General features: G+C 44.7%; 25 protein-coding genes. 12 read left to right on the plus strand and 13 right to left on the minus strand.

Annotated elements, in window-relative coordinates; all coding sequences use genetic code 11:
- Positions 1 to 371: 371 nt before the first annotated feature.
- Positions 372 to 2,111, plus strand: coding sequence for an ABC transporter ATP-binding protein (locus J7E37_RS17465; protein ID WP_215025664.1), 1,740 nt, complete (start codon positions 372 to 374; stop codon positions 2,109 to 2,111).
- A gap of 86 nt (positions 2,112 to 2,197) precedes the next feature.
- Here the strand turns inward: J7E37_RS17465 and J7E37_RS17470 are convergent, their stop codons facing one another.
- The gene (locus J7E37_RS17470) at positions 2,198 to 3,433 is read right to left on the minus strand and encodes a helix-turn-helix domain-containing protein (RefSeq protein WP_215025668.1); all 1,236 of its coding nucleotides are present in this window, start codon (positions 3,431 to 3,433) and stop codon (positions 2,198 to 2,200) included.
- Between the two features lie 199 nt (positions 3,434 to 3,632).
- On the opposite strand from J7E37_RS17470, the gene J7E37_RS17475 reads away from it, so the two are divergent.
- A complete protein-coding gene (locus J7E37_RS17475) occupies positions 3,633 to 3,995 on the plus strand; it encodes a hypothetical protein (protein WP_215025671.1) in 363 nt (120 codons plus the stop codon).
- Positions 3,995 to 5,560 (plus strand): sodium/solute symporter, encoded by a 1,566-nt coding sequence (locus tag J7E37_RS17480; RefSeq protein ID WP_251009729.1) that lies wholly within the window; start codon positions 3,995 to 3,997, stop codon positions 5,558 to 5,560. Before J7E37_RS17475 ends, J7E37_RS17480 begins: the two co-directional genes overlap by 1 nt.
- A gap of 613 nt (positions 5,561 to 6,173) precedes the next feature.
- On the opposite strand, the gene J7E37_RS17485 is transcribed toward J7E37_RS17480, so the two are convergent.
- Positions 6,174 to 6,644: a peptide-methionine (S)-S-oxide reductase gene (locus J7E37_RS17485; protein ID WP_215025674.1), complete on the minus strand. Its 471-nt coding sequence runs from the start codon at positions 6,642 to 6,644 to the stop codon at positions 6,174 to 6,176.
- Between the two features lie 194 nt (positions 6,645 to 6,838).
- Positions 6,839 to 7,930 (minus strand): mechanosensitive ion channel family protein, encoded by a 1,092-nt coding sequence (locus J7E37_RS17490; RefSeq protein ID WP_215025677.1) that lies wholly within the window; start codon positions 7,928 to 7,930, stop codon positions 6,839 to 6,841.
- Between the two features lie 171 nt (positions 7,931 to 8,101).
- Between J7E37_RS17490 and J7E37_RS17495 the strand changes: the two genes are divergently transcribed.
- A complete protein-coding gene (locus J7E37_RS17495) occupies positions 8,102 to 9,331 on the plus strand; it encodes a DUF438 domain-containing protein (protein WP_215025681.1) in 1,230 nt (409 codons plus the stop codon).
- Positions 9,332 to 9,372: 41 nt separating this feature from the next.
- Here the strand turns inward: J7E37_RS17495 and J7E37_RS17500 are convergent, their stop codons facing one another.
- Positions 9,373 to 10,620 (minus strand): MFS transporter, encoded by a 1,248-nt coding sequence (locus tag J7E37_RS17500; protein WP_251009730.1) that lies wholly within the window; start codon positions 10,618 to 10,620, stop codon positions 9,373 to 9,375.
- A 703-nt stretch (positions 10,621 to 11,323) separates the two neighbouring features.
- Here J7E37_RS17500 and J7E37_RS17505 point away from each other — a divergent pair.
- The 3 genes from J7E37_RS17505 (at position 11,324) to J7E37_RS17515 (ending at position 12,064) form a co-directional block, all read left to right on the plus strand.
- Positions 11,324 to 11,539: a DUF1659 domain-containing protein gene (locus J7E37_RS17505; RefSeq protein ID WP_215025684.1), complete on the plus strand. Its 216-nt coding sequence runs from the start codon at positions 11,324 to 11,326 to the stop codon at positions 11,537 to 11,539.
- Between the two features lie 36 nt (positions 11,540 to 11,575).
- Entirely contained in the window at positions 11,576 to 11,794 is a 219-nt protein-coding gene (locus J7E37_RS17510) for a DUF2922 domain-containing protein (RefSeq protein WP_215025686.1), read from the plus strand.
- Between the two features lie 69 nt (positions 11,795 to 11,863).
- Positions 11,864 to 12,064, plus strand: coding sequence for a YvrJ family protein (locus tag J7E37_RS17515; protein WP_215025689.1), 201 nt, complete (start codon positions 11,864 to 11,866; stop codon positions 12,062 to 12,064).
- A 191-nt stretch (positions 12,065 to 12,255) separates the two neighbouring features.
- Here the strand turns inward: J7E37_RS17515 and J7E37_RS17520 are convergent, their stop codons facing one another.
- Entirely contained in the window at positions 12,256 to 13,116 is an 861-nt protein-coding gene (locus tag J7E37_RS17520) for an AraC family transcriptional regulator (protein ID WP_215025692.1), read from the minus strand.
- A gap of 221 nt (positions 13,117 to 13,337) precedes the next feature.
- On the opposite strand from J7E37_RS17520, the gene J7E37_RS17525 reads away from it, so the two are divergent.
- From J7E37_RS17525 to J7E37_RS17545, 5 genes are all read left to right on the plus strand, one after another.
- Positions 13,338 to 13,910: an RNA polymerase sigma factor gene (locus J7E37_RS17525; protein WP_215025695.1), complete on the plus strand. Its 573-nt coding sequence runs from the start codon at positions 13,338 to 13,340 to the stop codon at positions 13,908 to 13,910.
- Positions 13,897 to 14,718 carry an anti-sigma factor gene (locus tag J7E37_RS17530; RefSeq protein WP_215025697.1) on the plus strand — a complete coding sequence of 274 codons (822 nt, stop codon included), beginning with the start codon at positions 13,897 to 13,899 and terminating at the stop codon, positions 14,716 to 14,718. The genes J7E37_RS17525 and J7E37_RS17530 overlap by 14 nt, the downstream gene beginning before the upstream one ends.
- A gap of 125 nt (positions 14,719 to 14,843) precedes the next feature.
- Positions 14,844 to 15,353, plus strand: coding sequence for a CBO0543 family protein (locus J7E37_RS17535; protein ID WP_215025700.1), 510 nt, complete (start codon positions 14,844 to 14,846; stop codon positions 15,351 to 15,353).
- A gap of 124 nt (positions 15,354 to 15,477) precedes the next feature.
- A complete protein-coding gene (locus J7E37_RS17540; protein ID WP_215025703.1) occupies positions 15,478 to 16,824 on the plus strand; it encodes a copper amine oxidase in 1,347 nt (448 codons plus the stop codon).
- A 63-nt stretch (positions 16,825 to 16,887) separates the two neighbouring features.
- Positions 16,888 to 17,520: a class F sortase gene (locus J7E37_RS17545; protein WP_215025707.1), complete on the plus strand. Its 633-nt coding sequence runs from the start codon at positions 16,888 to 16,890 to the stop codon at positions 17,518 to 17,520.
- Between the two features lie 270 nt (positions 17,521 to 17,790).
- Here J7E37_RS17545 and J7E37_RS17550 read toward each other — a convergent pair whose 3' ends face one another.
- The 8 genes from J7E37_RS17550 to J7E37_RS17585 form a co-directional block, all read right to left on the minus strand.
- Positions 17,791 to 18,408 (minus strand): acetate uptake transporter, encoded by a 618-nt coding sequence (locus tag J7E37_RS17550; RefSeq protein ID WP_215025710.1) that lies wholly within the window; start codon positions 18,406 to 18,408, stop codon positions 17,791 to 17,793.
- Between the two features lie 288 nt (positions 18,409 to 18,696).
- A complete protein-coding gene (locus J7E37_RS17555; protein ID WP_215025714.1) occupies positions 18,697 to 19,428 on the minus strand; it encodes a YwaF family protein in 732 nt (243 codons plus the stop codon).
- Between the two features lie 596 nt (positions 19,429 to 20,024).
- Positions 20,025 to 20,783, minus strand: a complete 759-nt coding sequence (locus tag J7E37_RS17560; RefSeq protein WP_215026076.1) for a class I SAM-dependent methyltransferase — start codon at positions 20,781 to 20,783, stop codon at positions 20,025 to 20,027.
- 124 nt (positions 20,784 to 20,907) lie between these two features.
- Complete coding sequence (locus J7E37_RS17565; protein WP_215025717.1) at positions 20,908 to 22,290, minus strand: sensor histidine kinase; 1,383 nt, start codon at positions 22,288 to 22,290, stop codon at positions 20,908 to 20,910.
- On the minus strand, positions 22,287 to 22,991 hold the full coding sequence (locus J7E37_RS17570; protein ID WP_215025720.1) for a response regulator transcription factor: 705 nt from the start codon (positions 22,989 to 22,991) through the stop codon (positions 22,287 to 22,289). The genes J7E37_RS17565 and J7E37_RS17570 overlap by 4 nt, the downstream gene beginning before the upstream one ends.
- 75 nt (positions 22,992 to 23,066) lie before the next feature.
- Entirely contained in the window at positions 23,067 to 24,017 is a 951-nt protein-coding gene (locus tag J7E37_RS17575) for an ABC transporter permease (RefSeq protein ID WP_215025723.1), read from the minus strand.
- Entirely contained in the window at positions 24,018 to 24,929 is a 912-nt protein-coding gene (locus tag J7E37_RS17580; protein ID WP_215025727.1) for an ABC transporter ATP-binding protein, read from the minus strand.
- 156 nt (positions 24,930 to 25,085) lie between these two features.
- Complete coding sequence (locus J7E37_RS17585; protein ID WP_215025730.1) at positions 25,086 to 25,931, minus strand: SDR family oxidoreductase; 846 nt, start codon at positions 25,929 to 25,931, stop codon at positions 25,086 to 25,088.
- Between the last annotated feature and the right edge of the window lie 37 nt (positions 25,932 to 25,968).

Genomic DNA, 25,968 nt, shown 5'->3' on the forward strand with positions numbered 1-25,968 from the left:
ATAGCAATAATCCTGATTATAGAGTTAAAGAACTTTTTTATAGCGAGTTTTTCATTTTTATAGCGGAAAATTCTATTTTATAGCGACTTTTTTATTTTTATAGCGAGATTTTCCTTTTTATAGCGAGTTTCTGATTTATATAGCGAATTGGAAAAATGCTCGTTTTTTTCCAGTCTTTCAACTCCAATTTTATAATGAATAATATCTACATGGAAACCTTGGTGAACAAAGCGCCAGTATCTTGCCGAAATTAAACTGAAACATTTCCCTAACCAAATACGTATTACATCCTGCAAGCTTAACAATTGCCACTGAATTCAGTACACTGTTTGTTATTGACACATTTTTTCATGACAGGGAGCTTTTTTAAAATGGATAAACATAAACAGCAAACAAGCTTAAAGCCTTTCCTTTCACTGATTCTCTCGACAAATATTCCGAAGGCTGCTCTTTTCACTGGATTGACTGCCAGTCTCATCACCACGCTGGCTGGTCTGGTAGTCCCGCTCCTGACGAAAAATCTGGTTGATGGTTTTTCTGTTGAGGCGATCAGCGTTCCGCTTGTGATCGCAATCGGGGCCGCTTTCATTATTCAGGCATTGATCAGCGGAATTTCCATCTACCTGCTCAGTTATGTCGGCCAAAAGGTCGTGGCGAGGCTGCGCGAACGGATGTGGTCGAAGCTGATTCGCATGCCAGTCCGCTATTTTGACAAGCAGTCCAGCGGAGAAACAGTCAGCCGGATTGTGAATGATACGAGCATTGTCAAAGAACTTATTACAAGCCATTTTCCGAATTTCGCAACAGGGATTATTTCTATCATTGGTGCAGTCGTGATTTTGCTCGTGATGGACTGGAAAATGACATTGCTCATGCTCATCTCTGTTCCGTTAACACTGGCCATCATGATCCCCCTCGGCAGGAAAATGGCTAAGATCGCGCGCGGACTGCAGGATGAGACAGCCATCTTCACCGGTCATATCACCCAGACTCTCGGTGAAATCCGCTTAATGAAAGCTTCAACCGCTGAAAAGATTGAAGAGGACAATGGGTATAAAGGAATTGATAAGCTTTTCAACTTTGGTTTGAAGGAAGCGCGGATCTTCGCATTGATCGGCCCTGTTATGCAGCTGATGATCATGGTCGTCATCGTCATCATTATTGCGTATGGTGGAATGCGAGTTGTCAACGGAACGATGTCGACAGGGTCTCTTATCGCCTTCCTGCTTTATTTGTTCCAGATCATCATGCCGATCACTTCATTCGCGATGTTCTTTACCCAACTGCAAAAAGCAAAAGGGGCGACCGAACGGATCATCGAAATTCTCGACCAGCCACTTGAAGAAGGCCAGGAAGGAATCGAAACAGATATTGGCAATCTGCCAATCATTATTGATAATGTCAGCTTTGCCTACAGTGAGGAGGAGCCCGTCATTGAGGGGGTCTCACTGGACGCACAGCCTGGGCAGATGGTTGCTTTTGTCGGACCAAGCGGAGGCGGCAAGACGACCATGTTCGGGCTAATTGAACGTTTTTACGAACCGACAAAAGGAGAAATCCGGATTGGTGACACGCCGATTCAGGTACTATCGCTTAACTCATGGCGCAACCAGATCGGCTATGTGTCCCAGGAAAGCGCAATGATGGCCGGAACCATTCGCGAAAATCTGTCCTATGGACTGGAAAACGGTGATATAATTCCCGATGAACGCCTCTGGGAAGTTGCCAAAATGGCCTATGCAGACCAATTCATCGCAGACTTTCCAAAAGGTCTTGATACCGAAGTCGGTGAACGAGGAGTCAAATTATCGGGTGGACAAAGGCAGCGAATCGCAATCGCCCGTGCCTTCCTCCGCGACCCGAAAATCCTGATGATGGACGAAGCCACCGCCAGCCTTGACAGCCAGTCAGAAGGCATTGTCCAGCAAGCACTGACTCGCCTGATGGAAGGCCGGACGACATTCGTCATCGCGCACAGACTCTCCACCATCGTCAATGCGGATAAAATCGTTTTTATCGAAAAAGGAAGAGTGACCGGGACCGGTACTCATCAGGAATTAATACAAACACATGACTTGTATAGGGAGTTTGCTGAGCAGCAGCTCGCATGAGTACAGCAGAAGGAGGTCGACCTTGAATATAAGGTGGACCTCCTTCTATAGTTTCCCGTCACTAATCGGTATTGTCCTAGCTTTCCCTAAACAAAAATAATCTCCTCAGTCGCCCTGTAGTCCCTTGGTGACAGACCAACATATTTTTTAAATGTCCCGCTGAAGTAGTTGGGGGTGTTATACCCCAGTTCTTCGGCGATGGCTTCGACAGTGTGGTCAGTGTGGCGCAGCAGCCAGACAGCGCGCTGCATGCGGACGAATGTGACATATTCGACGAAGCTGCGACCGGTTTCCTGTTTAAAAATTCGGCTGAAATATGGGACGCTGAGATTGATTTGATCGGCAACCTGCTTGATGGACAAGTCCTCCGTACAGTATTGGGCAATATACTCGCTACACTTTTGAATTTGCATGTCTTTCGTTATTTCCTCAAAATAACGGAGCTGCAATCTTTCGTATGGCGAGGTCCGTCTTGCTTTACAAGCTTCTTTGTACGAGTGGTGCAGCATCAGCGGTTCGCGATAAATGGAGCCTACACCAATATAAAGCTGTATCCCGTATTCATTTTCCAAAGACTCGATTGTCTCAAGGATTCGCCCTTCCCCCTCTTTCCAGTGCTTCAATGAACCATGCTCGGACGGCACCTGGAGCAGCATCAGCAAATGTTTCCTATATGACAGGAAGGTGAGCTGGTACCCCTCAAACTGCTTTTTAAAAAATTCCTGGATGACCATCGGCGCCTGCCAGTCTTCTTGCATCCGTTTAGCCGGACAGCGGACGAATCCCTGAATAAAACAGACCACATTCGGAACGGCTTCCCCCCGCAGGAAAAAACGGGATTGCAGAAGCTCCTCCTCTGTCTTCACATCCCCGGAAAGCAATTTCCGCAAAAAGGCTTCCTTAAAAGGCAAGGCATTACTACCGAGAGCCTGCTCTGAATGGAAATGATGGAACACTTCCTCGCTTTCTGCGAATCTGGTATTCTCACTTTCAATCTCGTCGACCGCTCGCTTTAAGGTACGTAAAAAAATCCGTTTTTTCACCGATTTCACCAGAAGGTATGTAAGCTTGAACTCGATTGCCAGCGGCGAGGTGTGCAAAAGTGACGGGTCCAGCAGCGGAATGACCCGGCAGCCTTTATTCCGTTTGCGAAACCGGTGTATTTTTACCCAATCATGCCATTTGTTCACTTCAATGATTGCGATATGTATACCATTCTCTTCGTCTACGAGCTTACAATTATCGGGGCATTCTTCCAGAATCCACGCAGCCAGCTTACCATACTCCCCTTCATCTTCCACTGCAAGCCAAATTGAATGCAACCATACCACCCCCTTGAAATATTCACATCGGTGAATGAAAATTTAAATTATATTAAATATTTGTATATTTCTGATAATTTATTGTAAGGTATTGGACAATTCTCTATCGTACAATCAATTTAATCATATCATGGCTTGCCTAAAGGAGGGAAATCTTGATAACGGGTAAAGCCAAAATATTAACTAGGGGGAATCATAATTGGCAGGGGACTATCGGGAGTATAATTATGTAGCGGCTGATACAATTGACGTCAGCGAGCTAGAGCCGCTTGATCCGGAAACAAAGCAAATCATGAAAAGTGAATTCAGTACTGGCATTAAACTTACGGTCTTTTATTATGTATTCATTCTTTCCATTCCTATTTTAAATTGGTATGCAGGAGAGTTCATGTTCTCCCGGATGTGGGGCGGCATGACCTACAGCTGGTTCTTCACAAGCATTGTCGCGATGGCGATGGCGTTCGTCATAGCCCTCATCCATACAACTTTATATGAAAAACGCCTGAAGAAAAGTCAATCAGAGCAATCCTCAGCCCCTGCTGATGGAAGGAGGATTGGCTGATGTCCACATTCCTCGAGCCTAAATTCCTGTTAACGTTGATCCTGATGGGAACCATTGTTTATATCACTTATCTTACTAAAAGAAGCGCAACTGCTTCCGACTACTTCGTCGGGGGACGCAGCTTCGGCTGGTTCACCAACGGCTCGGCGATAGGCGGCGATTATTTGAGCGCTGCGACTTTCCTCGGGATTGCCGGTCTAACCTATCAGCTAGGCTATGACGGTGCCTACTATGCATTTTGCTTCTCGATCGGCTTGACACTATTGGCGATTTTCGTCGCTGGACCGCTTCGCCGGTTTGGGGCCTATACAGTCGCTGACTTTTTGGCTTACCGCTTCCACAGCCGGCGTGCCCGCCTTGCAGCCGTCGCTGTCGTACTCGCAATATCAGGTTTCTATGCAGCCCCTCAGCTCCTTGGTGCTGCCCAGATTCTAAGCATGTTTTTTGGCACCAGCTATGAATTCGGAATCATTTTTACCTGCTCCGTGATGATTTTCTATGTAGGAATCGGCGGCATGAAGGGGACCACCCTTAACCAGGCGCTTGAATTATGGATTCGCCTTGGCGCGTTCCTCCTCATGGTCGGCGCAGCCATCTGGGGCGGACTTCATTATCAGGATATCCTTGCATCAATCAATGAGTTCAAAGGTACGATTACAGGTACAGCAAGCTTCACTTCTGATGGAAAAGATATTCCGTTTGACGGTTCTGTCTGGACAGGAACAGGCAACTACTTCCCGTCATTCTGGCAGACGATGTCGATGACAATTGGGCTTTCACTTGGTACAATCGGGCTTCCGCACATTCTTTTGCGCTTCTACACAAATCCAAGTGCAAAAGCTGCGCGCAGATCTGCCTTGATGGCAATTGGAATCGCGAGTGCATTCTTCTTGTTCGCTGTTTACCTTGGTGTAGTCGGACGCTCAATCTTCCTGACTGGCAACGCTGATCCAGCGGTCATGAAAGATCTGATCGCAGGCGGCAACAACATGGTTGTCCCGTCAACTGCACAGGCCCTTGGCGGAGAATGGCTGCTTGGCCTCGTCATCGCCGGCGCGTTCGCAGCCGTCTTCTCGAACCTTTCCGGGCTGTTCATCGCAAGCTCCGGTGCCCTGGCCCATGATTTGTACGCAACCTTCTTCCGTAAAAACATTACTGAAAAAGAGCGCGTAATCGCTGGAAAAGCCTCCATCATCGTGCTAGGTGTTTTATACGGAATCCTTGGTCTTATGGTAAAAGAAGCATCCATCGGCCACCTGGTCGCCCTAGCCTTCACCGTTGCGGCCAGTACGTTCACTCCAATCTTCATCCTTGGCATCTGGTGGAGAGGAATGACCGAAAAAGGAGCCATCGCCGGCCTTGTTCTCGGCCTCGTTGCCTCCATGTACATGATTTTCTTCAAGACGACACTGCCAGAGTTCCTGCAGTTCAACGTACCTGGAATCATCACTGTGCCAATCGGATTCCTGTCCGTCTATATCGTTTCAAAACTCGACCGCAAAGTACCATCCGATGTGAACGAATTTATGAAACAAGTTCACTCCAAAGAGTCTGAAGCAGCGTAAAAACTCAAGAATAACTTTCTAATTCAGGTCCATATTCTATAAATGACAATGAAAATGGCGTGTAAAACTGACATCAGTTTTGGCACGCCATTTTTCTGTTTTATGATGTTTTCACATCTAATATAGACAATCCTTATTTTATATAAGCACTCAATAGTTCAAGAAGCAATTCGTGATTATTCAAGAATACCTTTTTTCTGCCCCGCCCAGCCATAAAAGAGCGGACCTTCCCGGACACGGATGAGGGAATCAGCGGCAGGTTGATAAATAAGCGGAGAAATTTCCCTTAATTTCGAAAAAGCTCTAAAAATAGCTCAAATAGCCGGAGAAATTCCGACTATCGACCTAAAAAACAGTCAAATGGACAATTTTGCACCGTTTAATCGGAAATTCTCAGCTTACTTCCACCCAAACGAGCCTTATTCTGCAGTCTAACCGGAGAATCTCCGGTTATTTTAAGTCTTGTTGGTAACTCAAATCAGGAAAAGTCTTCCTACTTTATCAAAAGCCCTTCCTTCACTATCCTGCACCTTTTTTACAATAAGAAAGCTGCATCATATGCTTGTTAAATAGTAAAGCATAGAGTCCACACACCATCTTTTAATGCTCTTCCTTACTTATATTTACTTAAGATTTCTTCTGGAATATGACAATAATCATTTGGACATTTAGCTAACCTATCCTGATGTTCTTCTGCACTTCTTACATAGTTTGTAAGAGGTAATACTTCAACAACTATAAGGTCATAATCATCTCTCTCACTAAGAAACGCCTTCGCCTCTATTAAGTGTTCAGGGTTTTCACTATATACTCCTGTTCTGTATTTTTTGCCAACATCCTGTCCTTGTTTATTCAAACTATAGGGATCAATAATTTCAAAAAAATATCCCATTAATTCCTTCATCGTTACAACCTTTGGATCAAATCCTGTTTTCACGCATTCGGCGTATCCATCATACTCACCATCAAGTGATTGAGTTGTTCCATTCGCTCTTCCCGCTTCTGTAAACTGAACTCCAGGTAAAGTTTTTATAAAAGCTTGGACTCCCCATAAACATCCACCTGCAAAATATACTATTTCCATTATGATTCTCCTCTTTGTTTACACACCAAAATTTTCAACATTACATGATCGTGCTCATTCAAACTACTGTTTTAAACACCTTCGGATTACTTGTAATATTCAATAAAAAGAGCATTAATCCCTTCTAAGATCAATGCTCCTAACAACTGTTTACACAAAGAGAAGCCTGAAATTCTCCCCGGCTTTTCTTTGTGCTATATTGACTCCGCAACCCTCCCAGCAGTCTCTCCCTGTGTCTCCAAATAAAGTGTCCGGCTTGGGAACGCGACGGATACCCCTTCTTCTTCAAGAATTTCCATGATCGCGAAATTGATTTCTTCCTTCACATCCAGGTATTCTGCCCAGACGGTGGTTTTCGTGAAGAAGTAAAGGAAGATGTCGAGGCTGCTGTCATTGTACTCGTCAAACTTCACAAAAATCGTATCCGGATGGATGTCGTCGTTTGATATCAGCATCTCTTCAATTCTGTGGATCGTTCTTTGCAGCTTCATTCTAGGTGTGTCATAGGTTACGCCAAGTTTAAAGGTAATTTGTCTTTTCCCCATCTTGCTCCAATTCGTGATCGATTCATTCGCTAAAATGGCGTTCGGAACAGTGACAACAGCTTGCGCGAAGGTGCGCACCCTCGTGCTTCTGAAGGAAATGTCCTCTACTGTCCCCTCGACACTCGGCGTCTTGATCCAATCACCAATCGTAAAAGGTTTCTCTGTAATGATGATGATGCCGCCAAACAGATTCCCGATCGCGTCCTTTGCTGCCAGCGCAAACGCAAGTCCGCCGAGTCCAAGGCCGGCAATAAATCCATTCACATCGTACTCAAAAACCTGCGCGATAATGCTGATGCTTATCGCGACGATGATGAACCGGATCGCCTTCGAAAAAAACGGAATCAGGATCTGGTCGATTTCCATATTAAAACGATCATTGATTTTCATGAAAAGCAGCGATGATCCTGAAGACAGATTATAGAAGCCCCATGCGATCAGCATGATGATTGAGGCTCTGACAATCTTTAAGAATAGCGGATTCGATTGCTCCATGAACGGGAAATAATCCGCGGCAACATAGATTCCTATAATGATAAACAACCATCGGATTGGCTGCTCAAATGCGACAGTCATACTGGTGAAAAGTTCAGTCGGCGTTTTCTGGCCCAGCTTCAACATCAGCCTGAACACATATTTTGTGAAAAGCTTTCGAAACAAAAGGAACAAGAAGAAGATTCCTATGGAGATCCCCAGGTTTTTCAGCACTTCGTAAGACAAAAGATATTCCCACCAGGTCATTTCGTCATTCCCCTCTCTATTTTTTGCTCGTTTCATCATACCATTGAATTTCTATGAAAAAAACGTCAAGGAATGATTTGTATCACTTCTTTGTGTTTCGATAAGTGTTATTTTTAGCATGAGAAACATTATCAGTTATAACCAATACACACTCTAGGAGGAAAGATTATCATGAGTGAAATGATAAATAATCGTGAATTGAAAGCAATGGACCCAGCAAGGCGAAAGACTACTTTAAAGCAGCTTTTCAAAGATTTGCATGATGGAAAAAACGTGAATGAGGTCAAGGCTCACTTTGATGCTTTTATCGGAAAAATAACCATCAATGAAATCGCCGGCCTGCAGCATGTCGAGCTAATCGAAGGCGATATATCCGTTACGGAAATGCAGAGGATCTATCATGCTCACTCCGAGCTTTTTAAAGGAGCGATCGATGAGAACAACTCAGTGTACGGGCCAGAAAATCAGCCTGGACACCCCGTCCATACATTCGAAATGGAAAACCGTGAGATTGAGCAGCTTTTACAATATCGACTTCGCGTTCACCTTGAGCAATTCGCTATGGAAGATAGTGCTGAAAATATCACTCTGCTCCTGGAGGATTGCAACCTGCTTTATGACATTGACAAGCACTACAGCCGCAAGGAGAACTTGATCTTCCCTTACCTGGAAAAGTACGGGATTTACGGCCCAACAACCAATATGTGGCGCATAGACGATTTCATCCGTGACGGCATCAAACTGGCAAAGAAAAAGCTAACCAACTATGACGGCGATAAAAAAGGCGTCATCGAAGAGGTCCAGTTTGTCCTCAGGGAAGTGAGTGAAATGATTTACAGAGAGGAAAACATCCTCTTCCCGATGGCATTGCAGAATTTTACCGAAGATGAATGGGTAAAAATCGCCCATGAAAGTGATGAGATCGGCTATTGCCTGACGTCGCCAACTGAGGAATGGAAGCCGGCCCGAAGACATCTTGACACAGATGCAATTTCTGAAGGATATATCAAAATGGAGACAGGCATCCTGTCATTGAAGCAGCTCGAATTGCTGTTGAATCACTTGCCAGTCGACATCACCTTCATCGACCAGGACGATGTGGTTCGCTACTTCTCACACGGAAAAGAAAGGATTTTCGCCCGCACAAAAGCCGTCATCGGCCGCACTGTCCAGAATTGCCACCCGCCGAGAAGCGTCCATGTCGTCGAGGATCTTTTGCGCGACTTCAAAGCTGGCAAAAAAGATACCGAAGATTTCTGGATCAAAGTTCGCGACAAATTCGTGTACATCCGCTACTTCGCGGTCCGCGATGAAAACAATCAATATATCGGCACACTCGAATTCACACAGAACATCAACCCGATTCAGGCGCTTGAAGGTGAAAAGAGGATTTTGTCATAAAAAGAAAAGGAGGCCCTTATAAAAAGGACCTCCTTTAACACTTAAACTCCCTTTTCCAGGCTTGCCTTCGGATTCTTTTTCATTAACGGAACCAAAATCACAATCCCGATTAAGAGCAGAACGGCTGATGCTTCATAAATGTAAACAATGGAAAGGTGTGTTTTCAGCCATCCTGCCGCTGACATGGTGATGACCATTGCCCCCATGAAGAGCGGGTTGAGGATGCCATTCACCCTTCCAATGAAGGATTCTTCGGTGTTTTGTAAAATCATCGTGTTGATTCCGATGTGGATGCAGGGCATGAACAAACCAGAGAAAAATTGTGCCGTCAATGTCAGCCAGAATACGGTTGATAATCCCATCCCGATGAACCCGATCGCACTGGCTGCCATACCGATCGCCAGCAACACCTGCGGATGAACCTTTCTCGAAATCGCAACTGTGATCCCTCCGCCTAGAATCATTCCCACTCCGAATGCAGCCATTAGCCACTGAAGCTCTTCCTTAGGGAGTCCCAGCCTCTCGGTAATTAAAAATACGCCGAGTGGCTGGGTCAAGCCGATGGCAAGACCTGCTGCCGCGAAACAGCCGCCCAGCAACGACAACGCCTTGCTATTCAATACATAGCGGAACCCCGCCTTCATCTCTTCCATCAAAGTTGTTTTTTGTTTTTCATGAGATGGTTCCTTGTCTGCCGGCAGCATTAGCAAGACCGCTGCGGAGCAAATGAAGGCAATTCCCATAATACCAATAGCCGCAAGAATGCCGAAACGCTGATATACAAAGGTCCCAAGGATAGGCCCAAGAATCATAAAGAGCGCAAAAACAGTCTGGTACATCGACATCCCCATCTGGACAAGCTCCATTGGTACGTGCTGCTTGAACAGCTTCATTCCCGACGGCTGTGAAAATTGCGACAGGATGGAAGAAACCAAGGTCGCGAAGAAAATCATTTTCCAGCTGCCAAAAAACAACGTCAGCAGTACCACGAAAACAGATACTGCACTTAACAGATCACACCAAATCATCGTCCTCTTCGGCCGCCAGCGATCCGCAAACGTCCCTCCTATAAACGAAAACAAGAAAATCGGCGCAAATTCGGCAACGGATATCAAAGAAACCGCAATCGGGTTCCCATTCGTCTTCTCGATTACATACAACAGGATCGAATAATTCCGGACCCAGATCCCGATTTGCAGAAACAGCACCGACAGCAAAATCGTCCGGATCACCTGATTTTTAAACAATGCACCCATGCCCACTTTTTGATCATCCGTCATTTCAGACATAAAAAAACCCCCTATTCCTGACTGGATAGAGAGCAGCACTTCAACCATAAAAGAAAACAGAACACGCCAAGGCATATTCATATTTAACATTCGGTTATAAGAAGGCAGGCCTAACCCTATCCAGAAAAATCGATGTATTCCAATTCATTCTCAAACAGGATTAGTCAATCATCGCCCCAAGTCACCCTTCCATAAAATAGTAATACCATACTACCTGAAAACAAAATCCAAAACAATACGGTAGGAAGCATGAGGAAGGTGCTCAAGAAGAATTCCTTTTTTGATGATGCAGCTTTTGAACTATCGGACACTTTTCTCCTCTTTTCCTCCGCGTTTGTCCGATAGCGGCCTTCTATTGGACTCTTTTCTCTTTTTTTCCTCCATGTTTGTCCGATAAGGCCCTTCTATCGGACACTTTTCCCTTCTTCCCCCTCCGGTTTGTCCGATAAGGCCCTTCTATCGGACACTTTTCCCTTCTTCCCCCTCCGGTTTGTCCGATAAAGCTCTTCTATCGGAACACTTTTCCCTTCTTCCCCCTCCGGTTTGTCCGATAGAGCTCTTCTATCGGACCATTCCCCCTTCTTTCCCCGCCGTTTTGTCCATAGACCCTTGATCGATTGAATGGCTTCAATAATAATCTCCCCCCACCCTGTCCTTTTTCCTTCCTCACTTGTATATAGAAGGTGAAAGGAGGTGAGGCAAAATGGCAATGGCGATGTTGAAGGATTCTAATATCAGGCTGATGTTTGAGGCTGGTGTTGATGAGAAGGGCGAATCGATTTTCAAGCCTAAGACTTACCGCTATGTGAGAAAGGAAGCTACTGCTGACCAGGTTCAGCAGGCGGCTGTCGCACTTGGTGGCCTTAGCGCAAACTTGTTAAGCTCTGTAGAGCGTAACGACAGCTTCGAAATCATCTAATCTGGCAATCTACTAAATCAATAGGAGGTGAAAAACATGGCAAAAACACTTGAGTTGCAATTCGCTACCGCTCTTGGCAAGTATGCTAAGCTGACAGTCGATAATCCGACGGAGCCGGTTGATCCAGCAGCAGTCAAGCTGGCAATGGAGCAAATCATCGCTTCCAATGCATTCCTGCCAGCAAATGGAACCCTTGTTTCCGTTCACAGCGCACGCGTTGTTGAACGCAATGTAACCGAATACGAACTAGTGTAATAAGCTTGAGCCGGTCTTCTTCCAGAGACCGGCTCTTGTTTTAAAAATTCCAGGAAGGAGGAAGCACACATGGAGCAGCTGATTCCGTTCATTAGTGATGTTGGGTTCCCGATCGTCGTGACATTGTACTTGCTTCACCGAATTGAAGCAAAGCTGGATACAGTCGTCCAATCGATTCAGGGCCTGCCCGCGAGATTGCAGGAAAAGCACGAACCCGAGCCAATTCATTCCACCCATATCACCCAGCAACAAATCCGTGAAATCAATTAACTTTGAAACCATCTCTCTTTTAAAAAGAGGGATGGTTTTTAGTATCATAAGCTGATCTAGCTGCTTCCCTAAAACAAAAAACGATTTAATCAAACGTTTGATTAAATCGTTTAAACATGCGCTCTATCAAGAGTCTTATCAATTTTCCTCTAACGGAAAGCCGTCAATCGACCTTCCTAATGCGAAGACTTTTACTTAACCGGTATCCAAACCTCGGAATAGTAATCCGGGTCGCCCGAGTTCCCTGCTGTATAGACCTCGAGTTCTGGTGTTCCGGCATGTTCGTATCCACTTGAAGGAAACCATTCGGTAAAGATTTGCTTCCACACTTTTTGCATGGCTTCTGGCATTGGGCCGTGGACTTCGAAGATTGCCCATCTCGATGCAGGTATCTCCATTTTCAAATAGCCATCAGGGGTTTCCCCATCGTATGCCGCAGCGACCCAATAATCCATCTGCTTTTCCTGCACTTTGCTTTGATCCACACAGACACCAAGAACTCCTTTTACAGGCCCGTTATTTTTACATAGCAAGAAATCACAGGTTCCATCCTGGTTCGCTCTGTCCCACATATTGGGGATGCCCGCCAGATTTTCTCCATTGGCATAAGAGAATCCCTCTTTAATCCCAACTACTTCAAAACCTTCTTGTTCTACCACTCTGTACTGCATCGGTTCCGCTCCCTTCAGACTCACCTGGATTCCCAGGCGGCTATATGATTTCAGCTTCCCAGTGTACTTTCGCGCTTCACTTGGCGAAATGCCATGCTGCCGGCGGAAAGCCTTTGTAAATGCTTCAGGAGTGTCATAGCCATATTTCAGTGCAAGGTCAATAATCTTGGCATCGCTGCCGCACAGTTCACCTGCTGCCAGCGTAAGCCGTCTGCGCCGCAAGTATTCGCCAACGGAGATATCCGTCAGAATTGCAAACGTACGCTGAAAATGGAATGGAGATGCATTGGCCTGTTTCGCAATGTCCTCCACCGTGATCTCATCCAGCAGATGCTCCTCCATATAGTCAATCGCCTTTTGCAAAGCCTCAATCCACGCCATATCACTCACTCCCTTACAAACATCCTATCAAGTTACCATGGTGCAATCCGGTCATTTTTTGCTCATGTTTGTCAGTATTTTCTATACTAAATGGCCGTTTCCCTTTTTTTTAAAAAAATGATCTTTATCCGCCTTTAAATCGTTAGCTTAGCAAACTCTAAAATTACATCTTTAAATAAATAGGTTATGATGTTACAAAATACATATAGAAGGAGAAAGTGATGAGCGAACATGATATCGAGCTTTATGCACGTTTGCAGGCAAAAGATAAACGGGCACTTGAACTCTTATATGACCGATATGAAAAGCTTCTGTTTTCGTTCGCATACAGGATGACTGGCAGGCGTGATCTGTCAGAGGAAATTGTGCAGGATGTTTTCCTCAAACTGTGGACGAAACCAGGAATGTATGATGAAACGAAAGGGAAATTTTCTTCGTGGATCTTGACCGTAACCAGATATGCTGCGATTGATTGTCTGCGTAAAAAGGATGAGAACCATGTCGAGCTTGAGGATCGCGATGCATTGAAATCCTCTGAACCTTCGGTGGAAGATGTGGCAGAGTGGAAAGAAAAACGCAGTGAGATCAGGGCGGCCATCAATCAATTGGCTGAAGAGCAGCAGCAAATAGTGGAACTTTTCTATTTTAAAGGCCTTTCACAGCAAAAAATCGCAGATACATTTCAGATCCCTCTTGGGACGGTAAAAGGACGAATACGATTGGCTCTTAAGCATCTGCATAAAACAATAGGCGGAATCAGAGAAGGGAGGGATCATAGCTATGACCGATCATAAGACATGTGAATGTTTATTGGATTATTTTAATAACACACTGACCGATGAGGAAAAATCCTTATTTGAAAACCATTTAGCCACCTGCAAAGATTGCCGTGATGAGCTGGAGGAACTGAATATGCTGACAGCTGATCTTCCTTTTTCAGCAGAACTGGCCGAGCCGATTGAAGGAATGAAGGACCGAATCCTTGCCTCCGTTTTTGAAGAGACAGAAAAAGCTGAGGAATTTGAGAAGCCAGTAAAAATTAAGGAATTTGAGAAACCAGTAAAAATTAAGGAATTTGAGAAACCAGTAAAAACTGAGGAAATTGAAGAACCAGTAGAAACTAAAGGAACCAAACGCCGGAGTTACCGATGGCTTCAGCCCCTTCTGGCCGCGTCATTGCTTCTCTCCTTATCGGCGAACGCTTACTTTTATTTGAACCAAAATAGCCAGGAATTTAGGAATCCATCCCGGGAAGGAACGGATGTAATCGTCAAGCAGGTCCAATTGGCAGTTTCTGAAGGATATGAAGGAAACGCGGAAGCAGCCATGATCAAAAAAGAAGAAGGAATGGCCCTTGTTGTCCAGGCAAGCAACCTCAAGCCTTTAACCGGCAATGAAGCCTACCAGGTTTGGCTGATCGATGAAGCCGGCGAAAAGTTCAGGGCAGGGACTTTCCGTACTAATTCGGAAGGCACTGGTGCCGTCTCGTACTCGGTTAATTACGAAGGTGAGCACAATTGGACCACCATTGCGGTCACGCTTGAACCTACTCCTGACAGCAAACAGCCAAAGGGTGATATTGTTTTAGCTTCTCAACTTTAGAAAACATCAGGCCTGAAACGGGCTTAGTTTATCCGTTTCCGGCCTGTTTTTTTGTATAACGCTTGTTTCTTCTTCTAATAATAGCTGTATAATCGGCGTCTTTCTTTGAAAGGGGTAAATATAAAATGAAAGACCGGACAATATTAAATTTATTGACTGTTGCTGGAATTGGAGGAAGCCTATTTTTTTTATCGCGAAAAAAAGGTGATGTAAAAGACTGGTTTCTTATTTTTTTCATTAAAACATTTGTCTCCACCATTTTTGATGGCCCTATTGTAAAGAGAAAATATGTAAAATATCCACATCGTTATTTACCAAAACTCTTTGACTCCAACATCGTATTTTTATACATACTATTTCCTTTAGCTTGTGTGATGTACAATCAATTCACATACAAAATGCAGCCAGTTAAAGAGGTGTTGAGTGTATTTCTTTTTAGCGGCCCAATGACGGTATTGGAGCACTGGCTTGAAAAAAAGACGAATTTAGTCACATACCGAAAGGGCTGGAACAGTTTTATAACATTTTCTGTCCTGTCATTTACTTTTTTTCTTGTAAATAGAACGATTAAACTGATACGAATGATTGATCATAAGTATGATGTTGCTGCAGACACCAATGACAAAGTTCTTTAGGGCCAATTTTATTGGTCTTTTTTTCTGTCCTTTTTATAAAAAAAATTTTTTCAAAAAAAGTGATCCATCCTGAAATTTCTCCCGTTAGCATAGTGAAAACCAAAAACAAAGGAGAGATTTCATAATGAATTTTAAAAAAGCAACGATTGCCGTACCACTCAGCCTATCCCTCTTACTTCCTGTTGCAGCAAACTCAGCAGCAGCACATGATCACGCAAAACCCACGGTATCCGATTCAGCAGTCGATTTAAGAGCTACCCTTGACCAGCTCCTTAGCGAACATGTTTATTTAGCAGTTGAAACAATGAGAAAAGGTGTCGATGGAGCGAAGGACTTTGAACAATCTGCCGCCGCCCTTCAAGGAAACACAGACGATTTAAGCGCTGCGATTGCCTCTGTATACGGTGATGAGGCAGGAGCGAAATTCAAGGATATGTGGTCAGCCCACATTGGTTTCTTTGTGGATTATGTCAAAGGAACAGCAGGGAACGACGAAGCAGCAAAGAAAGCGGCCCTTGATGAACTGGCACAATACAAAGAAGACTTCTCGAACTTCCTTTCCACGGCAACAGAAAAGCGACTGGAAGCCGATGCCCTGGCTGAAGGATTGCAGATGCATGTAGACCAGCTGGTCGGCGCATTCAATGCCTATGTTGAAGGGGATTATGAAAAAGCATATGAATACGAACGGGAAGCAATCCACCATATGTACATGGTGAGCAAGGGACTTTCCAATGCGATCGTCATGCAATTCCCGGATAAATTTGAAAACCACCAGGCCGTCACTCCTGCAGCTGACTTACGCTCTGATTTGAATTACCTGCTATCAGAGCACGCCGGCCTGGCCGTGTCAGCGATGCAAAACGGCATTGACGGCTCAAAGGATTTTGAAGCATCGGCCGCGGCTCTATCCGCCAATACTGAAGACTTAAGCGCAGCCATCGCTTCAGTATATGGAGCCGAAGCCGGCGAACAATTCAAACAGATGTGGGCAGATCACATCGGACATTTTGTCAACTATGTAAAAGCGACTGGAGCAAACGACGAAGAAGGGAAAAAAGCAGCCCTGACGGCACTTTCCCAATACAAGGATTCCTTCGCGAAATTCCTGGAAACAGCAACCGATGGCAGACTGCCGGCAGCTGCCCTGGCAGAAGGCTTGCAAATGCATGTTGACCAATTAGTAACGGCTTTCGATACCTACACTGCTGGTGATTACGCCAGCACCTACCCTTCAGTAAGGGAAGCTTATGGACATATGTTTGAAACATCAAAAGGACTATCGGGAGCAATCGTAGACCAATTCCCTGACAAGTTCAAAGCAGAAATGCCTTCTGAAATGCCTAAGACTGGTTTGGGCGGCACCGCTTCACAAGGACTTCCGTTTAATGCAATCCTGATCTCAGCCATTCTAGCGTTAGTCGCTGCAGGATTCGTAACAGTTTGCCGTCTCGCTGCTGACAAAAAATAATAAGCCAGATTGAGAGAAGGCACTGTCCCTTCTCTCTTCTGCCTTTTTACTGAGGTGATCCACTTGAAAAAAATCTATGTAATGATGGCTGCAATGATACTGGCGGGCTGCTCAAGCCAGCCGGGTGCTGAAACGGCAGAAGGAATCCAGGCTCCTGATAATGAGCAGCAAGAAACTTCTGTAGCTGCTCATTCCTCAGAAACCAAAACTGAAATCATTAAAGATAATCGGACAGGGATCATCCCTGCGACAATTGAAATTCCTGCAATCAATGTCAAAACCCAAATTGAACAAGTAGGCACCTTGAAGGATGGTCGCATGGATGTTCCGAAAGATCCTGACAATGTTGGCTGGTATGAGCCTGGTACCTTGCCCGGAGCCCCAGGAAATGCAGTCGTCGCAGGACATGTAGACGATCTGACAAGCCCTGCTGTTTTCTATGAGCTTCACAAACTTAAAAGTGGCGATAAAATCATGGTAACGGACACGGATGGCCAGACACTGACCTTCGAAGTCTACGACCAAAAAACCTTCCCGCGTCTGGATGCCCCAATCGAAGAAATTTTCGGTTTCACATTTGCCAGCACGCTCAACCTGATTACCTGCAGCGGCGACTATGACCCCGAAACAACCGAACGGGCTGAACGGACCGTAATCTATACCAAATTGGTTGAGGAAAAAAAGGATAGTCTCTGATGCCTAAAACTGCTTTTTTGTAGCCAAAGTGGGTTCGGCTCTAAAATACAAATATCGAATTACCCGTTCCCTTCTCACAGGATTTGCCCTAGAATAAGCAAGCTATTCGGCGAGTAAATTAGCCAAGAAAATTGCTTGGAGAAACTCCAGGCATTTTTTATATACTCCCATCACCGAACGCGTCACACCCAATTTAGTTTGTCCCTTCACCACTCTCTTTCTTTTTTTCGAAAAAAAAAGCACTAAGCAGTCATGCTTAGCGCCTTTCCCTTATTTCTTGAAAATCCCGAATGGCTTGCCAATCGGCAGGACAACTCGTCCAAAGTGGGTATTCAGCACATTTGCTGCTGAGCCGTAGAACGAAAGAATCGCAATACCCAGTTCTGAAACGGCCGCCAGCATATGCGAGGCCTCATGGATGATATCAAATGAACTTAATGAAAGACCAATAAATAAGAAGTCGATTAATACGAAGATGAAAAATAAGACTTTATTGGTTTCAAGTGCTCCAATTGTCATGAAGACACTGAAAATCAGATAGCCGATGAAGGCCATTCCTAATTGCTTCCCATCACCATCTGCTGCGAGGTTTTCACCGAAAAAGCCGAGCTGAATCAGCCAAGTCGTTCCGACACCGAACCAGAAAAGGCCGAACGCACCAAAAGCTGTCATCCCAAAAATATTATTATGTTTTCCATCAAGAATCGCAGCGTAAAGCTGTGCAAGTCCTCCAAGGAAAATCGCCCATGGAATGATGAATGAAACGCCATCTGTGAACCCAAGTTTCTGTGACGACGCCACTAATGTAACCATTGCCAGTCCAAACAAGCCAAGCGCTGATGGATCTGCTGTTGTAATTTTAATCTGTGTTTGATTCTGAGTATCCATTTCTGCCTCCTATAAATAAATGCGCAAGTGCCTTGCTCTAGCACTCCCTGCATTTTTAAAAACATACTTTTGTACTTTATAGGATTCAAGTGTCTGAGTCAATATGATTTATTTGTCAGTTGCTGCAGTTGCTACTTACTTACTTTAAAGTGCCTGCTTCATTCCTTAAGTATTTTCCACTGAATGGAGTGATTTACTGTATCAATCCATTAAAAAATCACCTTATTAAAGTAAGGTGACTAGTCTAAATTTCTGAAGTTAAAAACCCTTCTTAAAAAGAACGCTTCTCTATTTTTGCCGATAAAAAGCCATTAGCCGCTTCCTGTTTTCCATTTTGATCAGCTGCCACATCGGGATATAGGAGACACTGAACACAATGAATGCGGCCACTTCAAGGTTCAGATAGTACATGATGCCGCTACCGAAAAAGGATAGGATCGTTTTGGATTCGGTTGGACTCACCAGATAGAAGAAATTCGTATCAAACAGGAAATTGAAAATGAAGATGGGAACGGCAATCAGGTTCACGACAAGGAAGGTGAACAAAACCGCTTTGCGGGGAACTCTGCAGTCTTCAAAAAGGATGAAATACAATACCGCAATCGGGATGGCTGAGTGATTGAGGAAGTATTCGATATAGTCGAAATGAGGAAAGGTATAAGACATTTCAGGTGTCACCATGGCTAAAATTGCCGGCAAAGTGCCAATGAAGTAGAGCACATAGAATCCTTTCACGCTCTTCCTTAAAAAGAGGTACATTGCCAGGAAGGAGCTGATCGAACACATGTGTAAAGGAAGGTCACCGATTTGCCATTGGCCGGTGAGGATAAGCCAGGATTGATGTGAAACCTGGCATGCCAACAGAGTCCAGAAAATGGCCCATCTCAAGATATTCTTATGGGGCCTGATTCGCCTTCTGAGCAGTACCATCCCAAGATAGACAGCAAAGAAAAGTCCCAGTGTAACCAAGTGCTCTGCAGAAAACAGTTCAAAGCCCTGCATTCCGGTAACAGAAAACATGATGTCATCACCTCGCTGTACATTAAAATGCTGTTAACTATAAATGTATGCGAGAGATCATGAATTGAGACTCTGGAAATCAGGAGATTTTATTTAGATTGACCTTTCGAAGATAAAAAATATACCCTTATGTAGCCGTTTCCATCTATATAAAGGTATCTTTCGGAGTTAATCGTACCCTTATGAAGCTGATTCCCTTACATGAGGATACATTTCGGGGTTAACTGTTCCCTTTTGTGGGCGATTCCTTCTACATAAGGATACCTTTCGGGGGTAATCGTACCCTTATGTTGACTCTTCTTTCTTCATAAGGGTATCTTTCAGGGCTAATCGTACCCTTATGTTGACTCTTCTTTCTTCATAAGGGTATCTTTCGGCGCTAATCGTACCCTTATGTTGACTCTTCCTTCTTCATAAGGGTATCTTTCAGGGCTAATCGTACCCTTATGTTGACTCTTCCTTCTTCATAAGGGTATCTTTCGGCGCTAATCGTACCCTTATGTTGACTCTTCCTTCTTCATAAGGGTATCTTTCGGGACATGGGGATGGTTCTCTCCCCCCACGCAGGGAATTCCAATTGCTTCATGTCATGCAATTCACCCTTTAATGGATTTAATGATCATCGTTGTGGGAAATCTCCTTGCTTTGTATAAAGAATAGTAGCGATCGGATATTTCCTCACTTGCTCCGTCAAACCCAGATGAAACATCGCTTTCAATCACAGACTCAATCGTAAAACCTGCTTTGATTAAATCATTTATGTAAGTTGCCATCTTCCTGTTAGGAATGATTACCGGTGCTTCCTCTCCTTTAAAATTTTGGTACTGCGTGACCCCTTCATTTTGATACGACCCATCAAGATAGATTTCACCATTCCGGCTCTTCAAGTGAGCATATAATGGATGGTCCCAGCTGAAGAGGAAGGAGCCGCCCGGCTTCAAATAGGAATGAATCAGTTCAAAAGTGGCAGCAAGATCTGTACTCCAGCCAATTGCATAAATAGAGTACACCACGTCAAAGTATTGTTTAGGCAGTCCAATATCAGATTCCATCGGTGCACAGAATAAATGGTGTTTTACATCCTTAAGGGTTTCTCGTGCTGTTTTGATTTGGGCTTCTGACAAATCAACTCCCCAAAGCTCCCTTGCACCCTTTTCGGCCATATATGTAAGTGAATGGCCGCTACCACAGCCGATATCAAGGACTTTTTTATTGCTGATTTCGCCAAATAACCCTAACTCCTCTTCAGTCTGGGCAAATGGACCGTAGCTGGGCAAGGCATCCTTACCATCAAAATGATGAGCTACTGTATCCCAGCTTTTTTTGTTTTGTTTAAGAATTTCAATAGACAATATAATCGCTCCAATTTATTTAAGGTAGGATTTACCCTTCAAATTTTAACATATCATCCCACCCGATAATCTCCATTTTCTGAAAATAAAGAAAAAGCGCAGGGTACTTCCCCATGCTTCACGTGCTTCACCCCTGTCTCAGATACAAAGGCAATGCAAATGTAAATTCGCTCCCTATTCCTGATCCGCTTGTAGCCCGGATCTCTCCGCCATGTGCTTCGATGATATATTTTACAATAGCAAGGCCGAGTCCCGTGCCGCCGGATTCTCTCGATCGGGATTTTTCTCCGCGGAAGAATGCATTGAAGATATATGGCAGATCTTCTGCACGAATCCCCTGTCCATTATCCTTTATCCTTACCTCAACAAAACCGACCTGCTGCTCGATTTTCATGACGAGTTTCGTCCCGCCGTACTTGACGGCATTATCAATCAAATTCGCCAAGACCTGCTTGATTCTGCCGCTGTCGATATTCAGACTGACCGACGGCAGAGGCCCAGCCAGCACGAGGTCAACATCGGGGTAGTCCAATTGCGTACTATGAAAGGCTTCCTGGAAAAACTCGGAGCTGTTCACAAGAGTCTTTTCAATCGAGAGCTGCTCAAGCTCGAACTTTGAGAACTCAAACAAGTCCTCAATCAGCCTGTCCAGCTGATCGGTCTTCGATTTTATGACCCGATAATACTTCTTCTGCATCTCTTCATTCCTGGCAATCCCATCTTCCAGCCCTTCTACATAGCCCTTGATCGAAGCAAGCGGAGTGCGCAGGTCATGCGAGATGCTGGCAATCAACTGCTTTCGCGCCCGTTCATATTGCTGCCGCTGCTCAATAGACTTTTTCAGGTGGACACGCATCAGGTTAAATCCCTCAATGAACCGGCCGATTTCATCTTGTTTTTCATATCTAATTTTATAATCCAGGTTACCTTCGATTACTTCCTCAGTCGCATTGTATATTTCCTTTAAGGGATAAAGGACCGTCCTCGAAATATACCATGTCCACAGCAAAATGAGGGCGGCCAGGACGGACAGCCCGATCGCAGCCCCGCCAAGAACTGCATAGATCATCTCTTGAAACTGCCTGAATGGCGGCACTGAAAAGGAATTAGCCTGTATTTCCGCAGACAATTTGCCATGTTCCTGTGTCGGTATGTCCATATTGAACTTCCTGAACCTATCCGGCCATATAGATGCTTCGCCACTTCTTTGGTGGGCTGCAGAATTAAATACCGGATCTCCTTCAGCAGAGAAAACTGTCAGCTCAATATCATATTTTTCCAGGAGCGGCCTTACCTTTTCGTAAAAAAAATCTGGTTCTGCAAGATACCCTGCATTCTCGTCAATCGTACTTTTGACCTCAGACAAGAGAAGATCCAGTTCATCCTCGTTCCCTGCCTGTTGTTCCACATCTGAAGAAAATAATGTTATAAACAAAATCGATGCCACAATCGGGAGTACGATAATACTGATAAAAGCAAAAATCAGCCGCGGCTTCAGCCCCCATCTCATTGGCTTCCACCATCGAACTTATAGCCGATTCCCCAGATTGTCCTTATATATTGTGGTTCTGACGGGTCAGGTTCAATTTTCTCGCGCAGCTTTCTTACATATACGGTGATCGTGTTTGTATCGCCCACATGCTGGTAGCCCCAAACGTTTTCAAGCAGCTGTTCTTTTGTGAATACCTGGCCTTTATTGGCCGCCATAAAAGCGAGCAGCTGGAACTCTTTTGCCGAAAGCTCGACCTGGTTTCCTGCTGAAGACACTGTGTATTCTTTCAAATTAATCTCTAGCCCCGGGAACCTGATAACATTTTCGGGCTCCTTCTTTTGGACGGACAAATGTTTGAATCGCCTAAGCTGGGCCTTAACCCTGGCAACAAGCTCCCCCGGACTGAACGGTTTGGTCACATAATCATCCGCGCCAATACCGAGTCCGATAATCTTGTCGGTATCACTTTTCTTCGCACTCATGATGATAATCGGAATATTCGACTCCGCCCTGATCCTGCGGCAAAGCTCGATTCCGTCCATTTTTGGCAGCATGACATCAAGCACCGCCACCGCAGGCTGATGTTCTATAAATTGGGTCAGCCCGTCAAGCCCATCAAAAGCCAAGGTGCTTCGGTACCCCTCCGCCTCCAGATAATCACGGACAAGCTCGGCAATTTCCCGTTCGTCTTCAACAATCAGAATCAAATCTTCTTCCATGCTCATTACCGCCCTATTTTTAAAAAATTAAGGAAACCACTAAAAGCAGTTTCCTCTTTCATAACATAGTTAAACTTAAGCCGCAACGTCCCGCTTATTAAAAATGTACAGTGACAGAAAAGCGAACAGCGCAAAATAAACCAACAGCATCACAATGGAAAAAGTCATTGTCATTCCTTCAACAAGCGGTGTGCCTGTTGTGTATTGCTGCAAGTCTGTATTCGCGAACAGGATGTATTTAGCCCAGTCGTACTGGCTTAAAAGCTGGACGAGCTGCGGGCCAGTGAACATCAGGAACAGCGAAATCCCAATGGCGAGCGAGCTGCTGCGGAACACAGTCGAAATCATGAAAGCCAAAGTCACCATCATGATAAGGTCGATGCTTCTGAAACCGAACAGCTGGATGATATGTGTGACCATATTCTGTTCGACGACTTTTCCATTGCTGTAGGACAGATAAGGCGTTTCCGCACCGCCGAAGCCGAAAAAGAGAATTCCGAACAAGAAAGATGTGCTGAACAATAACAGAAGCATCAATAGTGAGAACTGCAAGGTTGAAGCATATTTTGCCAGAAGGATTTTCGTCCTGCTGACCGGGCGAATGAGCAGCAGCTTGACTGTCCCCCAGGAAAATTCACTCGCCACCATTCCCGCGGCGATCACGATTGTGAACAAAGCAGCGATACCGGTGAATGTCGTTGCATCCACCATATAGCCCCAGAGTGAATCACGCTCGATTGGTGCCACGTCATTTTCAATCCGGTATTCATTCAAGGCAATCCTTTCTTTCATCATTCTCTTTTGCGCCTCAAGCATTGGGGCCGACTCCAGGCTCTCTGAAAGCTGTGCATTTTCAGCGCTCAGCTCTGCCTTCCAGTCGGCATTGCTGCCAGGGTCCAGGACAAACTTTGTAAAAATGCCAACAAGGGCCACGACGAGAACCAGGATCCCGATCATCACCCATGTTCCCATACGTTTATAAATTTTTATATTTTCATTATGAATCAATCTGAAAAAATGACTCATTTATTTCCCCTCCGTCATTTCCAGGAATTTTTCCTCCAATGTCTTATTCCCGGAAGAGATTTTATAGATGTTAAACTCATTTTCCGCCAGTGCCTTAACAAGTGCAGGCACCTTTTCACGGCTGGCTGAAACCACAAGCTCAGCTCCATTCACCTTTGGATTGAGTTCAGGGAGCGTCTTTTCAACAAATTCCCTGGCTTTCTCAATCGGTTCTACTTCAATCACCGTATTCACCTTATCACCGACAAAGTCGCCGACACTTTCCACGCTCACCAGATGCCCATCCTGGATAATCCCAATCCGGTCGCACATTAGCTGCATTTCAGAAAGCATATGGCTGGATACAAAAACGGCGATTCCTTCTTCATGCGCAATTTTCCTGATATAGGTGCGGATTTCCCTGATACCGGCAGGGTCCAGGCCATTTGTCGGCTCATCGAGAATCAATAAAGAAGGTGAATGCAATAAGGCTTGCGCCAGTCCCAGCCTCTGCCTCATTCCGAGTGAGTAACCCTTGACCTTTTCATGAATCCGTTTCTCCAATCCGACCAGCTTCACGATTTCATTGATCCTTTCCTTTTTTACAGGAACCGGCAGCATCCTCGCATACTGAAGCAAATTATCATAACCAGAAAGGAACTTGTACATCTCGGGGTTTTCAATGATTCCGCCAACATGCGAAATCGCCTTCTCAAAATTCTTTTCGATGCTCAACCCATTGATCAGCACCTGGCCCTCTGTAATGCCCATCAACCCGACCATCATCCGGATCGTCGTCGTCTTCCCCGCACCGTTCGGCCCAAGGAACCCAAACACCTCACCAGGAAACACCTCCATGCTGATTCCATGGATAATCGTTTTATCTCCAATGACTTTCTTTAAATTCTTTATCTCAACAATCGGTTTTTTCATAGCTCATTGCCTCCCTTTCACATTCTCTATTTTTCCATGGAAACCCTAAAATGCTCTTATCAAATTATTAATAAATTATTAAATATGATTACGAAAAAAAGAGCGCCCATTGGGTCACTCTTCATTCTTTACATCATCAGAAGTTTTTAAAAATCCTTAAAGCCACACTTCTTTATAATCCTCGATATATTTCCTGATGCTGGACGGCTTCCTTCCAGTTACTTTTTCAAAATCATCCTTTATGCCTTTTGCCAGACCCAATTTAGTCGGAATGTGGATGCCGGCAACAACATTGATAAAACTTTCATCATTTCCTGTGGAAATCATATAATCTTTGAATTCTTTCACTGAAGGATTTGTGTACTCAACCTTAGTATTCATCACTTCCGATATGATCCTTGCCACTTCATAAAAATCCAGCGCTTCATTTCCGGTAATAACATAATGTTTATTCCTGTGCCCTGCCGGGTTGCTCAGGGCAATCACTGCCACCTCGGCAATATCCCTTGCATCAACAAAGCTCGTTTTGCCTTTTCCGGCAGGCACAAATATGCGTTTCCGCTCTTTCAGCTCTTTATATAAGAAGTCATTTAAATTTTGCATGAAATAGCCTGCGCGCAAAAAGGTATAAGAAATTCCAGCCCTCATTATCAATTTTTCATTTTTAAAATGGTGGATGAATGGCATGAATTGGACGTCCTTCACTGAAAGGTAGACGATATGGCTGACGCCTATCTGCTTAGCCTGTGTGATAAAGGTTTCAAACTCGATACGGGCTCCAGGCGGGTACATTAGGAAAACCCCATTTATTCCTTCCAATGCTTTTCCAAAGGTTTCCGGTTTTGAAAAATCGAGAGCCACAAAATCAAACTCGGAACCATGCCGCTCCCTCGCCCGTTCCACATTCCTAACAGCACATTTCAACGGGATTTGCATTTCCTTTATTTTCACCGCTACCTCATAACCAACCTTACCATTGAAACCAGTCACTAATATCGTCATGTTCCTTCCACCTTATCAAAGTTTTTTGTAGACCAGT

The organism is Bacillus sp. ISL-39 (genome assembly GCF_018613295.1).
In the GTDB taxonomy this organism is placed as follows: Bacteria; Bacillota; Bacilli; order Bacillales; family Cytobacillaceae; genus Mesobacillus.

What these genes read in the sequence shown, in the direction of transcription:
- J7E37_RS17465 (WP_215025664.1), top strand. Translation starts at nt 372, where the DNA reads ATGGATAAACATAAACAGCAAACAAGCTTAAAGCCTTTCCTTTCACTG.
- J7E37_RS17480 (WP_251009729.1), top strand. Translation starts at nt 3,995, where the DNA reads ATGTCCACATTCCTCGAGCCTAAATTCCTGTTAACGTTGATCCTGATG.
- J7E37_RS17485 (WP_215025674.1), bottom strand. Translation starts at nt 6,644, where the DNA reads ATGGAAATAGTATATTTTGCAGGTGGATGTTTATGGGGAGTCCAAGCT.
- J7E37_RS17490 (WP_215025677.1), bottom strand. Translation starts at nt 7,930, where the DNA reads ATGACCTGGTGGGAATATCTTTTGTCTTACGAAGTGCTGAAAAACCTG.
- J7E37_RS17495 (WP_215025681.1), top strand. Translation starts at nt 8,102, where the DNA reads ATGAGTGAAATGATAAATAATCGTGAATTGAAAGCAATGGACCCAGCA.
- J7E37_RS17500 (WP_251009730.1), bottom strand. Translation starts at nt 10,620, where the DNA reads ATGTCTGAAATGACGGATGATCAAAAAGTGGGCATGGGTGCATTGTTT.
- J7E37_RS17505 (WP_215025684.1), top strand. Translation starts at nt 11,324, where the DNA reads ATGGCAATGGCGATGTTGAAGGATTCTAATATCAGGCTGATGTTTGAG.
- J7E37_RS17510 (WP_215025686.1), top strand. Translation starts at nt 11,576, where the DNA reads ATGGCAAAAACACTTGAGTTGCAATTCGCTACCGCTCTTGGCAAGTAT.
- J7E37_RS17515 (WP_215025689.1), top strand. Translation starts at nt 11,864, where the DNA reads ATGGAGCAGCTGATTCCGTTCATTAGTGATGTTGGGTTCCCGATCGTC.
- J7E37_RS17520 (WP_215025692.1), bottom strand. Translation starts at nt 13,116, where the DNA reads ATGGCGTGGATTGAGGCTTTGCAAAAGGCGATTGACTATATGGAGGAG.
- J7E37_RS17525 (WP_215025695.1), top strand. Translation starts at nt 13,338, where the DNA reads ATGAGCGAACATGATATCGAGCTTTATGCACGTTTGCAGGCAAAAGAT.
- J7E37_RS17530 (WP_215025697.1), top strand. Translation starts at nt 13,897, where the DNA reads ATGACCGATCATAAGACATGTGAATGTTTATTGGATTATTTTAATAAC.
- J7E37_RS17535 (WP_215025700.1), top strand. Translation starts at nt 14,844, where the DNA reads ATGAAAGACCGGACAATATTAAATTTATTGACTGTTGCTGGAATTGGA.
- J7E37_RS17540 (WP_215025703.1), top strand. Translation starts at nt 15,478, where the DNA reads ATGAATTTTAAAAAAGCAACGATTGCCGTACCACTCAGCCTATCCCTC.
- J7E37_RS17550 (WP_215025710.1), bottom strand. Translation starts at nt 18,408, where the DNA reads ATGGATACTCAGAATCAAACACAGATTAAAATTACAACAGCAGATCCA.
- J7E37_RS17555 (WP_215025714.1), bottom strand. Translation starts at nt 19,428, where the DNA reads ATGTTTTCTGTTACCGGAATGCAGGGCTTTGAACTGTTTTCTGCAGAG.
- J7E37_RS17565 (WP_215025717.1), bottom strand. Translation starts at nt 22,290, where the DNA reads ATGAGATGGGGGCTGAAGCCGCGGCTGATTTTTGCTTTTATCAGTATT.
- J7E37_RS17570 (WP_215025720.1), bottom strand. Translation starts at nt 22,991, where the DNA reads ATGGAAGAAGATTTGATTCTGATTGTTGAAGACGAACGGGAAATTGCC.
- J7E37_RS17575 (WP_215025723.1), bottom strand. Translation starts at nt 24,017, where the DNA reads ATGAGTCATTTTTTCAGATTGATTCATAATGAAAATATAAAAATTTAT.
- J7E37_RS17580 (WP_215025727.1), bottom strand. Translation starts at nt 24,929, where the DNA reads ATGAAAAAACCGATTGTTGAGATAAAGAATTTAAAGAAAGTCATTGGA.
- J7E37_RS17585 (WP_215025730.1), bottom strand. Translation starts at nt 25,931, where the DNA reads ATGACGATATTAGTGACTGGTTTCAATGGTAAGGTTGGTTATGAGGTA.